Source organism: Bacteroidia bacterium, from assembly GCA_026932145.1.
GTDB lineage: Bacteria > Bacteroidota > Bacteroidia > J057 > JAIXKT01 > JAIXKT01.
The window spans coordinates 1-17,892 of record JAIXKT010000010.1 but is presented as its reverse complement, the minus strand read 5'-3'; the positions used below and the strand labels follow the sequence as shown (position 1 = coordinate 17,892).

At 38.7% G+C, this 17,892-nt stretch carries 12 protein-coding genes; all 12 read left to right on the top strand.

The genetic code is table 11. The features are described 5' to 3' along the window. The first annotated feature begins 75 nt into the window (after positions 1–75). Entirely contained in the window at positions 76–300 is a 225-nt protein-coding gene (locus tag LC115_04095; protein MCZ2355862.1) for a hypothetical protein, read from the top strand. Positions 301–1,112: 812 nt separating this feature from the next. Further along, the gene (locus LC115_04090) at positions 1,113–1,487 is read left to right on the top strand and encodes a response regulator (GenBank protein ID MCZ2355861.1); all 375 of its coding nucleotides are present in this window, start codon (positions 1,113–1,115) and stop codon (positions 1,485–1,487) included. 4 nt (positions 1,488–1,491) lie between these two features. After that, the gene (locus LC115_04085; GenBank protein ID MCZ2355860.1) at positions 1,492–3,444 is read left to right on the top strand and encodes a chemotaxis protein CheA; all 1,953 of its coding nucleotides are present in this window, start codon (positions 1,492–1,494) and stop codon (positions 3,442–3,444) included. A 7-nt stretch (positions 3,445–3,451) separates the two neighbouring features. Continuing rightward, positions 3,452–3,928 (top strand): chemotaxis protein CheW, encoded by a 477-nt coding sequence (locus LC115_04080; protein ID MCZ2355859.1) that lies wholly within the window; start codon positions 3,452–3,454, stop codon positions 3,926–3,928. Positions 3,929–3,958: 30 nt separating this feature from the next. Beyond that, positions 3,959–5,968 carry a methyl-accepting chemotaxis protein gene (locus LC115_04075; GenBank protein ID MCZ2355858.1) on the top strand — a complete coding sequence of 670 codons (2,010 nt, stop codon included), beginning with the start codon at positions 3,959–3,961 and terminating at the stop codon, positions 5,966–5,968. A gap of 139 nt (positions 5,969–6,107) precedes the next feature. Then, positions 6,108–7,403, top strand: coding sequence for an NADH-quinone oxidoreductase subunit D (locus tag LC115_04070; protein MCZ2355857.1), 1,296 nt, complete (start codon positions 6,108–6,110; stop codon positions 7,401–7,403). A 29-nt stretch (positions 7,404–7,432) separates the two neighbouring features. Next, positions 7,433–8,956 (top strand): hypothetical protein, encoded by a 1,524-nt coding sequence (locus tag LC115_04065; protein MCZ2355856.1) that lies wholly within the window; start codon positions 7,433–7,435, stop codon positions 8,954–8,956. A gap of 164 nt (positions 8,957–9,120) precedes the next feature. Beyond that, positions 9,121–13,410 carry a PAS domain-containing protein gene (locus tag LC115_04060; GenBank protein ID MCZ2355855.1) on the top strand — a complete coding sequence of 1,430 codons (4,290 nt, stop codon included), beginning with the start codon at positions 9,121–9,123 and terminating at the stop codon, positions 13,408–13,410. Positions 13,411–13,425: 15 nt separating this feature from the next. After that, positions 13,426–14,889 carry a transglycosylase SLT domain-containing protein gene (locus LC115_04055; GenBank protein MCZ2355854.1) on the top strand — a complete coding sequence of 488 codons (1,464 nt, stop codon included), beginning with the start codon at positions 13,426–13,428 and terminating at the stop codon, positions 14,887–14,889. 10 nt (positions 14,890–14,899) lie between these two features. Beyond that, the gene (locus tag LC115_04050) at positions 14,900–16,102 is read left to right on the top strand and encodes a glycosyltransferase (protein MCZ2355853.1); all 1,203 of its coding nucleotides are present in this window, start codon (positions 14,900–14,902) and stop codon (positions 16,100–16,102) included. 21 nt (positions 16,103–16,123) lie between these two features. Then, on the top strand, positions 16,124–17,008 hold the full coding sequence (locus LC115_04045) for a TIGR01777 family oxidoreductase (GenBank protein ID MCZ2355852.1): 885 nt from the start codon (positions 16,124–16,126) through the stop codon (positions 17,006–17,008). Further along, positions 17,005–17,544 carry a YqeG family HAD IIIA-type phosphatase gene (locus tag LC115_04040; protein MCZ2355851.1) on the top strand — a complete coding sequence of 180 codons (540 nt, stop codon included), beginning with the start codon at positions 17,005–17,007 and terminating at the stop codon, positions 17,542–17,544. Before LC115_04045 ends, LC115_04040 begins: the two co-directional genes overlap by 4 nt. Positions 17,545–17,892 lie beyond the last annotated feature (348 nt).

Genomic DNA, 17,892 nt, shown 5'->3' with positions numbered 1-17,892 from the left:
GTTTTCTCAATTTAGCAAGGATTCGTATTATCTACTTGTTTATCAGCTAATTATCTAAAGTTTGGGCTGTAAATTTTGCTAAACTCTCCGCCGGATTTTTCTCCTAAGATTGCCTCTTCAAGTAATTACAGACGTATTCAGCGATTTATAGCCAAGGCAGAATTACCGATGCAGTGGATTTCTCAACTTATTTTTAAACTCTTACCTCAAAAAGATTCACTCGTCTTAGTACTGGATAGAACAAATTGGAAATTGGAAGAAAAAAACATCAACATTCTGATGTTGGGGGGTAAGCTATAAAAAACGTAGCTTTTCTATTGAGGTTCAAGATGTTAAACAAAAAATAAAATTCATACACTTCGGAGAGAATTGCTTTGATAAAAGATTTCATCGAATGCTTCAGCAAAGACTGCATAGTACTGCCACGGAATCCTGAAAATGCAGGGAGAATGTTGTTATTTGTCGGGGATGAAAGTTGTAAATATCTGAAAATAAGAGTATTACATTATAGTTTCGTTCAATAAACCTGAAGAATCTGTGAAAAATACAAGTAAAGATGGCAGATTAAAATCCTTTTTCGGGGACTGAAATCAAGTGATTTTAACTTAGAAGATACCCACGTTACCCACTTGGAGAGATTAGAAAAACTGATACTGTTGGTTATGGCTGCTTTTGTTTGGTGCTATAAAATCAGAGATTTTGTAGACTCAGAAATTAACCCTATAAAAATCAAAAAACATGGCCGTAAAGCTATATCAGTCTTTTCAGTATGAACTCGAATACTTATATTAAATTATAACAACCTAAATATTAACTATTTAAAATTTTTGTCGTGTACTTAGTTATTAGAGTTATAGTTTATTTATTCAGATTGTAGTAGTTGTATTATGTAGTTGTATCAGTAGTTAAACTATTTGTAGATCAATATAAATACGTATAAAAAATACATAAATATCTATTTTTTTTTAAAAAAACTATAATTTCTTTTTTATATTTGCAAATCAGTAACAATTTATTGAATTGAATTGAATTGAATTGAATTGAATTGAATTGAATTGAATGATAATATAATTTTATCTTTTTATTTGTTGAGTCGGTAATTTTTGGTAATTATGAAGAAGATTATTTTGTTGTTGGATGATTTTGAGAATACGTTATTTGTAACGGGTATTACGTTGGAGCAGCGTGGTTTTAGTGTACTTAAGAGTACTACGGCGATAGAGGCGTTGAAGTATTTGAATTCGAATATTCAGATAGATTTGGTGATTACGGATTATAATATGCCGGTAATGAATGGGATAGAGTTTATGGAGGAGGTCAAGAAGATACCTACACGTGTTCATACGCCTATTTTTATTTTATCTACGGAGAAGCGTGAGGATATTAGAGAGCGGGCACGTCGAAAGGGGGTAACGGCTTGGATTCAGAAGCCCTTTGTTACAGACAAGTTGGTGGAGCTGAGTAAGCGTGCTTTAAGTATTGTTTAGGGATATGGATATTCTACAATATAAGGAACATTATGTTTCGGAGTCTTTGGATTTGCTAAGTCGTTTAGAGTTATCGTTGGTGTTGTTGGAAGAGGGGCGCGGGGACTTAGAGAGTGTTCGGGATATTTTTCGGGTGATGCACACCATTAAAGGGAGTAGCGGGATGTATGGTTTTTCGGATGTAGTTAAGTTATCCCATGATTTAGAGACGTTTTATGGTGCTGTGGAATCGGGAACACATAGCTTGAATGCAGAGGCTATTCAATTGACGTTTGAGGTATCGGATTATTTTCGTTGGTCATTTACGCATGATGCTTCGTTGGGCTTTGGGGATAATCATGATTATCAGGTATTGCAGCATAAGCTCAACCAGTTATTGCATAGTGTTGGTTTAGGTACAGATTCAGGGAATGGCCTTGAAGCGGTATCTTCTTCATTAGAGGGAACTGGGTTTCAGGTATGGCGTATTAGTTTCAAGCCGGATTCGAGTATATCATCTCGGAACATAAATTTGTCGGAGAGCTTGGGCGCGTTATTTTGTTTAGGTGAGGCGGCAGTATGCAGTAAGCGTTCAGAATCGGGTGATTTTGTGTGGGTTATAGAGTTGAATACGGATAGTGGGCTTGGTGCTATTGAAGATGCCTTATTTTTCATATTAGATTATTGTACGATAGAACTTGCATCCGGTGCTCAGGCTTCTCAGGAAGAGGATAGTCCTTTGGTGATTTTACCGGGCGGTGATACTTCGGTAGATATTTTGGGTTCACCGGTAGAGCATAATCTTACGGATGGTCAGGCTTTAAAACAAATATCGTCTAAGATATCGGTAGAGTCTGCGAAGATAGACACGTTGATATACTTAGTCAGTGAGTTGGTAACGGCGAAGTCGGAGTTGATAACGTCGGTAGAGAATCAGGAGATTATTCGGATAGCGGAGGCTACGGAGAAGATAGACAAGTTATCGAAGCAGTTTCGGGATAATGCGTTGAATATAAGGTTAGTATCTTTGCATGAGGTAGTAGGTCGTTTTCGTCGGTTGGTTCGGGATTTGGCGAAGCAATTGGGGAAGGAGGTTATATTTGAGGTATCCGGCGAAGATACAGAGTTAGATAAGAACATAGTAGAGGCATTATGGGAGCCATTGGTTCATTTGTTACGGAACTGTATAGATCATGGTATAGAGTTTCCGGAAGAGCGTGTTAAGGTTGGCAAGGGTTCTACGGGCATTGTGAAGTTTTTTGCCTATAAATCCGGTAGTTTTGTTTTTATTCAGGTATCTGATGACGGGCGCGGCATCAACAGGGAAGCGGTATTAACGCGGGCTATTGAGCGCGATTTGATTAGCAGTACGCAGATATTGAATGATAAAGAGATTTATGATTTGCTGTTTGAGCCGGGTTTTTCTACGAGTGAACAAGTTTCGTTGGTATCGGGTAGGGGTATCGGCATGGATATAGTGCGGCGTAAACTGCGGGATTTACGGGGAGAAATATTTATTACCTCAGAATACGGCTTAGGCACTTCGTTTACATTAAAACTTCAGCAGACCATTTCGATTATTGATACGCTTTTAATCCAGTCAGCTTCGGCAAAGTATGCTATTCCGATAGAGGATATTGAGAGTTGTGAGCTTACGAGCACGGTTCATTTTTTGAATAGACAGAATAAACATTTGCCGTTTCAGGGCGATCTGATTCCCTATGTGTATCTTCATGAAGTCTTTCAGACGCAAGAACAAGGATTAGAGAAGCAGAAAGTCATTGTTATCAACAAGTATGGGCGGCGTTTTGCGGTCATTGCGGATGAGATTATTGGCGAGTATCAGGCTGTCATTAAGCCTATTGGCATCTTATTTCATGAGATAGATTTTATATCTGGAGCCAGTATTTTGGGTAATGGCGGGATAGCCCTGCTAATAGATACAGGGAAGCTCATCAATTTGATTACACCAAACTAAATAATATATGGATACCTATTTAACTTTTGTTTTAGGGGAAGAGTGTTTTGCTGTGTCGGTTTCCAATGTTCTGGAAGTATTTCAGAAGCAGCCTGTTACGAAGATACCTCGGACTCCGGAGCATATTTTGGGGATTATCAATTTTCGGGGCGAGATACTGCCTGTTGTAGATACCCGGTGCAAATTTTCCCTGCCGGCCAGCCCGGAAGATAAGCACATTGTAATTGTTTTTGAGACCAATACCATCCCTAAGCTGACCATAGCAGCTACTGCCGATGCCGTACAGGGTGTCATAGACATTTCTTCGGAAGAAATAAAGCCGGTCCCGGAACTCGGGCTGAGCTACAACGTAACGTTTATCCAAGGAGCAGTCCGCAAAGACGAAACCTTCATTCTGATGCTGAATATAGATAAAGTATTTTCAGCCAAAGACCTCGCCGTAGTACAAGAAATTCAACCTACGGAAGAACAAACACAACATTAAAACTACTAAACCATTAACAATAAGAATATTATGAAGAATTTAAAGATTTCTACCAAGCTCAGTATTTTGGCTGCGTTTGCCATCTCGGTTACGCTGATTATCGGCATTTATGGCTCGTATGGGATTAACAAAGAGGATAAATACATCCAAACTATTTATACCAACCACGTAACGCCCATCGTATATCTGAAAAAGCTTTCTGACACATACTTTTATGCCTTAGATGCGGTTAATAAAGCCCAGAAGGGATTGATTCCATGGCAACAAGCTGCCGATAAGTTGGGGGAGTTGAACTCCATAGCGATTGAAAATATAAACCTCTATAAAGCAATCCCTAAGGATGAGGGAGAAAAACCTCTTGCGAATAAATACCTTGAGCAGCGGGAAAAATGGGTGTCCTTACGTGATGAAACCCGAACTTTACTGCAAGGAGGAAAAGATACCGCCAGCATAGCAAAACTGGATGACATCATTAATACCCGCCTCTTTCAAACACTCAATCCTTTACTTGAAGATTTGGCGGAGCTAACAAAGTATCATTTAGATGTCTCTGCTGCGATACAGAAGGAATCCGAAAAAAACTACCAAGATGCTTTAGTTATCTATATCATTTTGATACTCCTTTCTGGGGGTGTTTTGGGTACGTTATCCTACCAGATTATCACGAGTATAAACAGTAATGTAAGGCGGGCTATGACCATATCCAGCCGAATTGCTTCCGGAAATTTGAATATAGATGATTTGAAATCCAATGAGAAAGACGAGATAGGGGAGGTTATAGATTCGTTTTTCACGATTCGGAAGAAAGTGGAGGGGATTGTAGATTCGGTAAGTTTATACATAGACAAGACGCAAGTAGGTAAAGTAGATGAGTTTAATGCCAATGAGAAGGAATTTGAGGGAGCTTATCGGGACATTGTTGTGGGCTTAAATGCGGCTGCCCGTGCTACGATGAAGCCTTTGCGGGAGATCTTGACAATATTACAACGGCTTTCAGTAGGCGATCTAAACCAGAAGATGGCCACTGCCGGCTATGCCGGAATATGGTTAGAGACAGCCGAAGCTATGAACCAGATTATCAACGCCAACATTTCGGTATTAGAAAACACGAAGCGGATAGCACAAGGCGAAGTCGTTATCAACATACGCCCCCGTTCAGAAGCCGATGAACTATTAATATCCTTGAACGATATGGCTCAGAAACTCAACGAGATAGCGGTTCAGATTTATGATGCTGCGGAATATGTAACTACGGGTAGCCAGGAGATTAGCAGCACGTCCTTAGAGATAGCCCAAGGAGCTACGGAACAGGCTACGGCTACAGAAGAAATAACGGGTTCAATAGAGGAAATCACCACAGCTATTCAGCGCAATAGCGATAATGCACGGGAGACAGAACATATCGCTAAGGAGACAGCACAAGGCATCGTTAGCGTAAGCTCCTCTACCGAAAACAGCATCGTAGCGATACGGGATATTGTATCGAAGATCAGCATTATCAACGACATAGCAGAGAAGACGGATATTTTGGCTATCAATGCGGCGATAGAAGCAGCTCGGGCAGGCGAGCACGGCAAAGGATTTGCCGTAGTAGCAGCCGAAGTACGCAAACTGGCAGAAATAAGCCAACGCTCAGCCAAAGATATTAACGAACTATCTAAGACCAGCTTAGAAGTAGCCGAAGAAACCGGGCGACTCATGCAGGCAATTATCCCGAACGTCCAAAAAACAGCCTTATTGGTACAGGAAATAACGGCAGCCAGCAACCAGCAAAGCTTGGGCTCTACACAGATACTAAAGGCAATAGAACAGCTATCTTTGGTAGTGCAACAAAACTCGGTAGCTGCCGAAGAAATGAGCACCAACAGCGAAGAACTATCAAGCCAAGCAGAAATGCTCAAAGGAGTAGTATCGTTTTTCAAAATAGACAGGCACGCAGTAGTCTCCAGAATAACAGATAAGCGTAACCAACAAAAAAATACCCTGAAAAAGAAAAAACTATCCAAAGCAGGATCATTTCAACATGATTTTGACTACTAAAATCAGCGATTAATAACATCAATCAATACTGAATTGATATTACGAATTATCAAGTAGTTTGATTTTTTTGTCTTAAAAAGTTTTTTCAACAAAGCAATTTGTTCATACCTTTGTTGCGTTTCGGCAGTCTGAGATAAATATGAGTGAACCCGTATTCAAGTTTCGGGAAAAAGTTTCTCCGGAATTTTTTCCTAAGCATCAAGAGGCGATATATAAGCGATTAGTAACCAAGCATTCTCATGTAGAGTTTGATGAAAGTGATCCGTTGGGTACCCAAATGATTCTGAATATTGGGCCGCAGCATCCGGCTACACACGGGGTGCTACGGGTCGTTACAAAATTAGAGGGAGAATCTATAGCAAAGTGTGTTTTAGATTTAGGATATTTACATAGAGGTATTGAAAAGTTAGCAGAATATAAGACTTTTCAAGAGTTTATGCCTTATACTGACCGCATAGACTATCTTTCTCCGTATTCTAATAACGTAGCTTTTTGCTTAGCTGTAGAAAAAATTGCGGGGATAGAGGCTCCTCCTCGGGCACAATATATCCGTACCTTAGCTTGTGAGCTTGCCAGAATCTCTGCCCATTTGCTGTGGATTGGTACAATGGTGATGGACGCAGGTGCGCTAACGATGTTTTTGTATTCCTTTCGGGAACGCGAAAATATCTATACAATATTTGATAAGTTAGCCGGAGTTCGATTCACGGTAAGCCATTGCAGAATCGGCGGTATCCAATTTGATATTAGTGATGAAACCATCGCAATGATTCGGAATTTTACCAAAAACTTCCGCAAAGAATTAAGCGATTGGCGTAAGTTTCTTAATAAAAATGCAATCCTGATAAATAGGGTGAAAGATGTTGGTATCGTTACTAAAGAAGAAGCTATCGGTTTTGGGTTTACCGGCCCGTGCCTTAGAGCCAGTGGTGTGCCATTTGACCTAAGAATTAATGAACCTTACTTGGTTTACAATGAATTAGATTTTGCAATACCTGTTCGCACCGAAGGCGACTGTTTAGCGCGATATTTAGTTCGCTTTGACGAGATGGACCAAAGCGTTAATCTGATAGATCAGTGTTTGGATAAATTACCGAAGGGTGATATTCGTGTAGATAATGCAAAGCAAACATTTCCGTCAAAGAACGAAGTGTATTATTCTATGGAGGCCTTAATCCATGATTTTATGATGACTGACGTGGGTGTGTGCCCGCCGCCGGGTGTATCTGCTTATCATGCGATAGAGGCACCCAAAGGTGAACTCGGATTCTGGATACGTTCAGACGGCACAGGGTCTCCTTGGCGCATTAAGATGAACTCACCGTCATTTACCAATCTTCAAGTTTTGGAACGTATGATGGAAGGGGCTATGGTCGCTGATACCGTTGTGCTAATTGGATCTATAGATCCTGTGATGGGTGAAGCTGATAAATAAGAAGTTTTCCTCCAAATAGTTACGTATGAATGAAACGACGAAAAACTTCGATAACTGTTACTACCATTAGCCTATTAAGTTGGCTGCGGTATTGTGTATTCGTAGTTGTCAGTTGGTTGTTTTTTGCTGATACTTTATCGGCTCAACAGATTGCTGCCGTTTTAACCTTAGATAAGACAGAACCAATCCCTCGTTGGTTTGAATATTCCTCTGTTGATAAAGGATTAGTTACCGTTAGCCCGATGAGCAGAGCCTCAGAGCGTTATTGGGGGATTTTTAAGTACGATGAAAATTTAAAGCGCGTTTGGTCTAAGCAGTTGTTAGAAAAAGACTTAAATACGAATATCTTTTACTTAGCAGTTATAGGAGAGCGGATTTTTGTGTTTATAGCAACAGAAATACCGAGGCATAATACTGTTCAGGTATCTTATTGTGAGTATTCTATCACCGGCCAACTAACTCGCCCATTCACGTTACTCCAAACGTATTCATATAATCAATTTAAGAAAAATCCGATTCTTTTTGAATATTCTCTAAACCGAAAACGCCTTATTTGTTACAATCAAACCATAGAAGACTGGAAACCAGTTAGAATACAAGCGTATTTATTTGATAGTAAGGCAGATTCATTTAGCTATAGAGAGATTAATTTAGAGTTATCAGAGGAATTTTTGCAAGTAGTATCCATAAAACCCGGCAATAAATCATCTATATTTATCTTATCAAAATATACAAATTCGGCAAAAGTACATTCGCCAACTGATTATTTTTACAAACTTTTCCGATATAGGTTAGCTGATGACCCTAATCAGGATAGTGTTTGGACTAATAAATTAAGTTTTGGCGACCGTTATGTAACTGATTTGATAATGAAGCCAGACCCCCAAGAAAATGTATTTTTGGGCGGAGTATTTGCGATGCGTTCCAATAACTCCATTATAGGAACGCTTTATGTGCGAGTCAATTCTGATAACCAAATAGAACAAAATACCGCAACATTACTTAGTAACAGCTTTTTAAAGAAGTATTTAACTGATAGACAGATTCAGAAGAAGAAAGAGCTAACCGACTTTTATTTGGATGATCTTATACTTAGGTCTGACGGGGGAATGATTTTAATGGCAGAACAATATTTTTATACCATAACGTCATATAGAGATATTTCTGGATTTTGGGTAAATCGTGAACTATTTCATTATGACGATATTATGGTGATTTCGCTTTCAGATTCCGGTAATATTGAGTGGTCTTCGGTAGTCCCTAAAAGCCAAACAGCGGAATCTAAGGTAGAACTTTCCTACGCAGACATGGTCGGAGAAGAAAATATATACTTTTTTTATAGAGATTATGAGCGTGGGATAGGGAGCAATATTTACTATGCAACGGTAAATTGGGAAGGGCAAGTTTCTATACCAAAGCCATTTTTTAAGGAATTTTACGCACAAAATACTTTTTACAGGTCAGCATCTCAGCAGGTCAGCAACCAAAATGGCATATTAGCTTATTATTCTCCGCGGGGGCGGCAATTTGTGTTGGTTAAAATACTTTTCTAAAGAGAATTTTAACTATTTCCTTAATTCTATCATGTAGATAGAGTTAAGGTTTTTCCCCTCTCCTAAAATTCTAATATGTTTTTTTCCACATATTACTTATTTCGCCTACATTTACAGAACTTTGTACGGATTATACCCTATTTGCTGTATCTGGATATAACATCATGCTGCGCAAGATTTTAACATTATTATTTTTTATGATTGTGCTGGCTTTACTGCCAGCCGGCGTATTTATCTTTACCCAATATCATACCAGTATCCACCAACAAGCTTTAGAGCAAAGGCTCTATCCTGCTATAAAACTGCTGAATCAAATTTCACCCGAAATAGATTTATTACAAGCTAATGCAAAATCTATCATTCTGCAAAAAGATGCTAAGCATTATCCAGAACAAATCAACTCGAGTTCTCGCTTTATAGACTCTACTTTTACTGTCTTAGACCAAAATAACCTTATTTGGGATTCCCAAGACCTCTTGAACTTATTCAAGCAAACAAAGGATTCATATAAGCAAGTAGTTGAAAATGTGAAAGATATAAAAGTTATCTTGAATCCAGAAATAGTTGAAAAAACAGATACGAATATAGTTACTAAAGCCTATGATGTATATTCAAACCAACTGACGATTAATACTTCAAACTTAAAAGTTCAAACTCAACAACTTATTACTGAGTTACAAAGACGAGTTGCAGGCCATGAAAAGAACCTTGAACAAGGAAAATGGATACTTGCCGGCGGAATAGCAATTTTAATGATATTGTTGCTTACATTAATTATCATAACCCTTTTGATCGTTACCCGAAGCCTAAAACCCAATATAGAAGCCATTCAAAACTACTTAACCGGCATAACAACCCAAAAAGAAGCAAATTTAGCTATCCCAAAATCTACGAAAGAATTATACGAAATAGGCGAAATGGTCAAAACCTTAACAAATGATTATTTAGCAAGTAGAACCGTTTTTCAAAAATTATACAAAAAAGAACCAATTGAAAAAGAACCGATTAGCGAAAACCTAAAAAAAATTGCCCTTCAAATTCAATCTCAAATACATAAATTAGAGGAAGAACTTGCCGACCAAAAGGAAGATAATAAGCAGGCTCAAAGTGTTTCGATAGCCGCAGAATTAGACCTAAAAAGACGTATTCAAACGAACCAAATCATTATCAATACAATTCAAGATTCTATTTACTACGTTGAGTTAGACCTTTCCGGCAATATTATCACCTTCAACACACGGCTTAAAAACTTACTTGAATACCAAGCTAACGAACTTACTAATAAATCCTTAAATATTTTATTGGGAGAAATAGAATTTACCGAAGCTCTATCTCGGATGAAAACCGGAGAATATTTTTCCGAGCTCTATACTTTACTCAATAAATCCCAAACTACCGTTCCTATGCAACTATCGTTTGCACCTGTAAAAGAGCGTGCTAATCAGATAGTTAAATATTTGGTAATTGGCCAGCAACTTGATGCGATACCCCAGCTCGAACAACCCCAAACCACTACGGTTACGGCTAATCCAAAGTTAGAAGAGAAACTGACAGAGCTACAACACATATTGGTGCAGGCAGAATCTGATAAAGCCTTGTATCAAGACCAAGTTCGTTTAGCAAACGAAGCCTTACAAACCCAAAAACAATTAGAGCTACGCCTAACCCAACAACATACTGCAATTCAGGAACTTTCCAAAAATAATACCATTAAAGATGGGAATATTGATGATGCCTTAAACTACATTACCGAAACAATAGTCTTTACGTTAGATATTGAACGCTCCGGAATTTGGCTGTTTTCAGACGAACGAAGCCGCTTAGAATGCCTGAATTTATTTGAACGCCAACGATTTCAACACTCCACCGGATTCGAAATGTTTCGGGACTTTTCACCAACATTTTTTACGGCCTTAGATTCAGATAAACAATTAATTCTAACCCAAGCACTTCAAAATACAATTACTTTTGAAATACGAGATTCTTACTTAGCTCCGGCAAGAATAGAATCAATGGTATTGCATCCTGTTCACTTAGCTGGCCAAGTAGTAGGCTACCTTTTCTGTGAACATATATTAACAAACAGAGAGTGGTTTTTAGACGAACAAAACTTCGTCTCCTCTGCGGCAGAAATCGTTTCATTAATCTTAGAACAAGGAAATAGAAGGGTTCTGGAAGAAGAAATCCGGATGTCTTTGGAAGAAGCCCATGCTATGGAAGTAGAACTTCGCCAAAATAATGAGGAAATCGAAGCCACCACAGAAGAAGTACGCCGCACCCAACAAGAACTTCGCGGGCAAATTGAAGCCCTAAATAATGCTGCAATCGTTTGTGAAACCAACACAGAAGGAGTTATTACCTATGTAAATGAAGCCTTCTTACGGCTATACCAATATACCAGAAGAGAAATATTAGGTAGAAAAATTACCATCCTATATCATCCGAATACCGACCTCAGAAAAGTTGATGAAATGTGGGCTACCCTAAAACAAGGTGAAGTTTGGAAAGGAGTAATGGAGCATTACAGCCACCAAAACTACATAATCTGGATAGAACAAACCCTTACTCCCGTAGTGGGCTTAGATGGGAAACCACATAAATACATCAGCGTTGGCTTCGATATAACCCAACAAAAACTACAAGAAGAGCAAATTAGAAATGCGCTGGAGGTTGCCCAAACCCAAGAAGAGCTATTAGTAGAAAACTCAGAAGAAATCCAAAAAACACAAATAGAACTTACCGGGCAGCTAAACGCCATTAATAACGCCTCAATGGTCTATGAAACTGACCTCGAAGGAAATATTACCTACGTAAACGATGCTTTATTAAATGTTTCCGGTTTTTCAAAAGACGAACTGCTTGGAAAAAGATACACTATCCTAAAATCGGGCCGCCAGCCGGAATCTACCTACCAAGAACAGTGGAAAACCATCCTAAGAGGTCAGATTTGGAGAGGCGAAATGGAAAAACGTACCAAAGACGGCGTTTTCTTTTGGGTCTTGGAAACCAATACACCTGTACTGGGGCTGAACCAAGAACCCATCAAATCTATCAACGTTTTATTTGATATTACGGCACAAAAACAGCAAGAATTTCGGTTACGCAGCCAACAAGCAGCCCTACTTGACCTAACCTCAAATCCTGCTATCAAAGAAGGAAACCTTAAAGTCGCCTTTCAAGTGATAGCAAAAGTAGGAATGGAAACCCTAAATGTAGATAGAGTTTCGGTATGGATATTTGAAGATATTGGAGAAAAAATCCGCTGCAAAGCAGTTTGCCAGCACGGAAACCACCCCCATAATGAAGGAATGGTACTCGAAAAAAGCATCTTTCCCAATTATTTCAAAATAATTGAGAAAGATAGAGTCCTTGCTGTAAACGATATAGAAACAGACCCTCGCTCACAAGAACTGCTACAACTCTTTAGGGAATCCGGTGTAGCTTCATTTTTAGATGCTTCCATCTGGCAGGGAGGAAAATCTATGGGCGTAATCAGTTTTGAACATCGAGGCCAAGTTAGAAAATGGACTCTTGATGAACAAAGTTTTGCCGGCTCTATTGCTGACACTGTCGCCTTAGCATTAGAACAAAAAGAACGCCTCTTAACGGATAAACTCCGCCTCGCTTACAGCCAGTTAGAAGAAGCCAACAAAGAAGTTATCCGCCAAAAAGAAGAAATCGAAGAAAAAACCAAAGGCATTACGGAAAGTATTCGCTACGCAAAACGAATACAGCAAAATATTTTACCCTCCAAAGAATTAATGGAGCAGCTATCCAGCAACTACTTCATTACCTTTAAACCACGAGACATCGTAGGCGGAGACTTCTATTGGGCTGGTATTCACGGAAATAAAAAAATAGTCGTTTTGGCAGACGGTACCGGACACGGCGTACCCGGTGCTTTCTTAACACTTATTGGCTACATTTACCTGAACCAAATTGTAAATCAACGGCAGGTTACGTGCCCAGCAGATATATTGTACCACCTGCACATCGGAGTACGCACAACCCTAAAACAAGATTCGGAGGACGCTACCTCTCGGGATGGAATGGACGTAGCCCTCTTCTGCTATGATTCAGAAACCCACCTCTGTGAATATGCCGGCGCTAACTTGCCATTTACCTATTACCATGATTTTGAAGTCTTTGAAATCAAACCCGATAAAAGATCTATCGGCGGTGAACAAATCGAAGATGAAAGACGCTTTACCAATCATGAAATCCAGCTCAAAATCGGAGATACCGTCTATCTATATACAGATGGATTTGTGGATCAACTCGGAGGCCCGGAAGAAAAACGCTTCACCACCAAAAGATTAAAAGAACTGATATTACGTTCTCAACATGAAAGTATGGCACACCAACGCGCTATCCTAAATATGGAATGGAAAGATTGGAAAAATGACCGTGAACAATTAGATGACGTTTCTATATTCGGAATGCGAATTGAGTAAGCCTTTATAGATATTATGCCCTTAAAAAAATACATCATTCTGTATATTTTAGTTGTATGGGCTTCTTTCAGCCCACTCAAAGCACTAAGTTATAGTTTATACACACCACAAGTGCCTACTAAAATTACTTATTGCGGTATAGAAGTAGAACTTACCCCAGAACTACAAGCCCAAATCCAGAAATTAGTCAACCAGATTTTATCAAATCAGGAAGCATTTCGCAAAATGAACGAACGGGCAGACTTATATATGCCGTTTGTAGAATATGCTTTTCATCTGATAGATGTTCCTGATGACTTAAAATATATCGTTATCCAAGAAAGTAGCCTAATTGCCGATGCTGTATCCTCGTCCAATGCCGTTGGTTTTTGGCAATTTAAGGAAATGACGGCCACCGAAATAGGGCTTTATGTAAACGAATTTGTAGATGAAAGAAAGCACATCTTCCGCTCAAGTGTCGGTGCTGCCAGATACTTAAAAAAGAAAAATAACAAATACAACAACTGGGTTTATGCTGTTATCGCTTATTACGCCGGTGCCAATGGAGCTATTCCATTTGTAAATGCAACATACTACGGAGCTACTAAAATAAAATTAACGAAAGATTTACATTGGTATGCCCAAAAAGCCATCGCACACAAAATTGCCTATAAACCTTTTTTAGGAGCTAACGGAGTCCCCAATATTTGGTTAGAACCCATTTCTAATCAAGGAGAAAGCAATATCACAAAAATCGCCCAAAAAAATAATATTGACTTTGAAGAACTCAAAACATATAATAAATGGATTTCTAAAAACTACTTACCTGCCGAAAGACCATTTAGCTTATACCGAGTAAACCACAATAAACCCTATCAATTTCAATATGACCCACATCCGGAGTTATTTCCCGTTATTTTCAGCTTAGAACCGTATCGCTCAGATTACTTTGTGCGAAATTATAGCATGAAAATAAAAGACGAACTTCCGCAGCCCCCACCCACAGTCGTAGAAAAACCCGAAGAGGCTAAATCCACCGAAGAAACAATACAAGACTATAAACGGTCATTAACAAAACCGATTCAACAAAACTACATAACTCAAAAACTTCAAGATGACCCCATTTATGGAAAAGAATATGTTATCGTTGGCCAATACGAAGACATAGCCTCCATAGCCTTTCAATATAACAAAAAAATCAAACGACTAAGACGCTGGAACAATTTAGCCAAAACCGACGAGCCAGAATCCGGAACAGTAATCAGATTAGTACCTAAAAAAGCCGGTAAATTTCACGTTGCCGGTAAATTTGAAACTGTGGAAGATATAGCCTTAAAATACCGAATTGACCCATACTGGCTCATGAGCCTCAATAATATCTATGAAAATGTTCTATTCATGGAAAATCAAAAAATATATATCCGCAAACAAAAACCATTACGGGAAAAAGTTATTATCTATGATTTAACATTAAGCCCTAAAAGAGGGAAAAATTATTAATTTTACCCAAATGTCTAATAAGCATACTGCATTATTTATTTCTTATGATGGGCTAACTGACCCCTTGGGGCAATCCCAAATCCTGCCCTATCTGGCCGGTTTGTCAGCAAAAGGGCATAAAATACTAATTCTTTCTGCCGAAAAGAAAGACCACTATAAAAGCCGCTATGCAACTATCAATAATATTGTTCAGAAAAACAATATTATTTGGCATTCAGTATCTTATACTAAAAAACCACCTGTGCTTTCTACTGTATATGATATGTTTCGGCTGTATCGGGTAGCTAAAAGGTTGATTCAGCAAGAAAAAGTTACCTTAATCCATTGTAGAAGTTATTTATCAGCTTACTTAGGAGAAAAGTTATCCCAAAAGTTTAAATTACCTTGGATATTTGATATGCGCGGTTTTTGGGCTGATGAACGCATAGACGGAAATATCTGGAACTTGAAAAACCCCGTTTATGCGACTATCTATACTTGGTTTAAAAATAAAGAAAAACAGTGGATACAAAACGCCACCCAAACCGTTGTTTTAACGTATGCGGCTAAACAGGAAATTGACTCATGGCAAGTACCATCTGCTGCCCCCATTCAAGTAATTCCTTGCTGTGTAGATACGAAACTGTTTACGCCCGTTACTCCTCCCTTAAATGATACTACTCCCCCTAAGCCATTAACGATTTTGTATCTGGGTTCTATTGGAACGTGGTATTTATCAGACGAAATGTTGCTGTTTTTCAAGCACTTACTAAAAAAATATCCGAATGCTCAATTTCGCTGGATTACACCGGATAATCATTCTCTGCTCATAGAAAAAATCAATAAAATAGGACTTTCGAGAGATCATTTTTTGATAAAATCGGCAGAGCGTTCAGCAGTCCCTACTGAAATAGCGCAAGCCGATATTTGTATATTTTTTATTCGACCGGCGTATTCCAAAATCGGCTCATCTGCTACCAAAATGGGAGAAATATTGGCTATGGGCAAAGCAATTATTGCAAATGCTCACGTTGGAGACCATGATTATTTGTTTGCCAATTATCCTTGCGGTTTATTATTGCCGGAACTCTCTCCAAATTCTTATGAACACGCAGTATCGCAAATTCCCGGCTTGCTAAATATTAATTCAGATAGGTTAAGAGCAGTAGCCTTAGACTATTTTAGCTTAGAAAAAGGAGTTGAATTGTATAATCAACTGTACCAAAATATTTAACGAAGTTAAATCTTAATAATAATGAATATTTTAATTACCGGAGGTAGTGGTTTAATCGGTTCAGTGTGGATACCGATGCTGTTGCGGGCAAATCATCGGGTGTTTTTACTTAGCCGCAGCCGACGAACTTCGGGAGCAAATACCAACTTGATACCACTTGTTTGGGACGGCAAAAAAATCCCCTTAGAAGAGCCGGTTGATGCAGTTGTAAACTTAGCTGGCGCTCCGTTAGCAGACCACCGCTGGACAGCCTCTTACAAAGAAGAAATAATTCAAAGCCGCATTTACGCAACAAAAGCCTGTGTAGAGTTTTTATCCAAAACAGGAAATCCACAAACAGTTTTTGTATCTGCCTCAGCAGTAGGTTATTACGGAACACATCAAGAAGGAATCCTGACCGAAGAATCTCCTTCCGGTAATGATTTTTTAGCAAATACTGCCGTTTTGTGGGAAAAAGAAGCCCTACAAGCATCCGTTCGCACTGTTTTATTACGCTTAGGCGTTGTTTTATCCAAAGACGGCGGAGCATTTCCCAAAATACTTACACCTTTTAAGCTCTATGCCGGCGGCCAAGTGGGAAACGGAAAACAAGGTTTTCCCTGGATTCATATTTTGGATGTATTGTCGGCATTGGAATTTTGTATTCAAAATCAAGCTATTTCCGGGCCGGTTAATGCTGTAGCTCCAGAATCAACCTCAAATAAACAATTTTCAGAACAACTTGCCGCAGCATTAAACAGACCTACTTTTATCACCATTCCGGAATTTATGGTTGAATTAGCATTAGGGGAAGCCTCTATGCTCGTTACACAAGGTCAATTGGTAACTCCGGCTGTTTTGCTCAAAAACAACTTTATTTTTCACTATTCTACCCTCAAAAGTGCTTTGAATGAACTACTTGCATGAGTGAAATACCCACTTCTTTACCCTATTTAACTGCGTTATCTCTGGCAGACTGCTATCAAGCCGGTATCCGGGGGCTTTTGTTAGATATGGATAACACCTTGGTTTCCGAAGACGATAAATACTTTACGCCGCATTTAGCTTCCTGGTTACAAGAAGCTAAACGATTGGGAATCAAGTTGTTCCTTGTTTCCAATGGAAAAAGAGCACAGCGTTTTGCATTTTGGTGCTCTTTTTGGGGCATTTCAGGAATCTATAATGCCCGAAAACCAACCCATAAAGGAATAATTACAGGAAAAAACACCTTAGAACTTTCTGAAAATCAGATAATTCTAATCGGTGATACTTGGCCTACAGATATTTTGGGAGGGAAGTTATTGGGTATCAAAACGATACAGGTAGCATCTTTGCCGCATCCTCCTCGTTTTTGGGAAAAAATACTTCCGTTTGTTCAGCAGCAATACCCCGTTAATACCACACCACCGGAAGAAATCCCCCACCATATCCGTACGCTAATTCCGGAAAAATATACCACATAGCTTCATCTCTATATTTTGAATCAATACTGTCCTAAACATTTTTTTAAAACCGTTGTATCTTATTGAAAATGAGCAAAATATAAGTACCTTTAAAATAAGATGATTGTTCTTTAAAACAAGTTGATTATCAATCTCTTAATGTATTGTTTAGGACAGGATTGACCTATAACTATATGTTTTGAAATATAGCTCGGGTCAAAAGCAATTATCATCTTTCTGGTTATACTATTTTATCGTTTTAAAAACAATTAAATTAGTAGGGAAATAATAAATATTGTAATATATTAGCCAATATTTTTTTTAAAAGTTCTTGACAAGTACGTTTTTTTACTAATTTTGTTTTCAAGA

What these genes read in the sequence shown, in the direction of transcription:
- LC115_04085 (MCZ2355860.1), top strand. Translation starts at nt 1,492, where the DNA reads ATGGATATTCTACAATATAAGGAACATTATGTTTCGGAGTCTTTGGAT.
- LC115_04080 (MCZ2355859.1), top strand. Translation starts at nt 3,452, where the DNA reads ATGGATACCTATTTAACTTTTGTTTTAGGGGAAGAGTGTTTTGCTGTG.
- LC115_04090 (MCZ2355861.1), top strand. Translation starts at nt 1,113, where the DNA reads ATGAAGAAGATTATTTTGTTGTTGGATGATTTTGAGAATACGTTATTT.
- LC115_04060 (MCZ2355855.1), top strand. Translation starts at nt 9,121, where the DNA reads ATGCTGCGCAAGATTTTAACATTATTATTTTTTATGATTGTGCTGGCT.
- LC115_04045 (MCZ2355852.1), top strand. Translation starts at nt 16,124, where the DNA reads ATGAATATTTTAATTACCGGAGGTAGTGGTTTAATCGGTTCAGTGTGG.
- LC115_04070 (MCZ2355857.1), top strand. Translation starts at nt 6,108, where the DNA reads ATGAGTGAACCCGTATTCAAGTTTCGGGAAAAAGTTTCTCCGGAATTT.
- LC115_04075 (MCZ2355858.1), top strand. Translation starts at nt 3,959, where the DNA reads ATGAAGAATTTAAAGATTTCTACCAAGCTCAGTATTTTGGCTGCGTTT.
- LC115_04040 (MCZ2355851.1), top strand. Translation starts at nt 17,005, where the DNA reads ATGAGTGAAATACCCACTTCTTTACCCTATTTAACTGCGTTATCTCTG.
- LC115_04065 (MCZ2355856.1), top strand. Translation starts at nt 7,433, where the DNA reads ATGAAACGACGAAAAACTTCGATAACTGTTACTACCATTAGCCTATTA.
- LC115_04050 (MCZ2355853.1), top strand. Translation starts at nt 14,900, where the DNA reads ATGTCTAATAAGCATACTGCATTATTTATTTCTTATGATGGGCTAACT.
- LC115_04055 (MCZ2355854.1), top strand. Translation starts at nt 13,426, where the DNA reads ATGCCCTTAAAAAAATACATCATTCTGTATATTTTAGTTGTATGGGCT.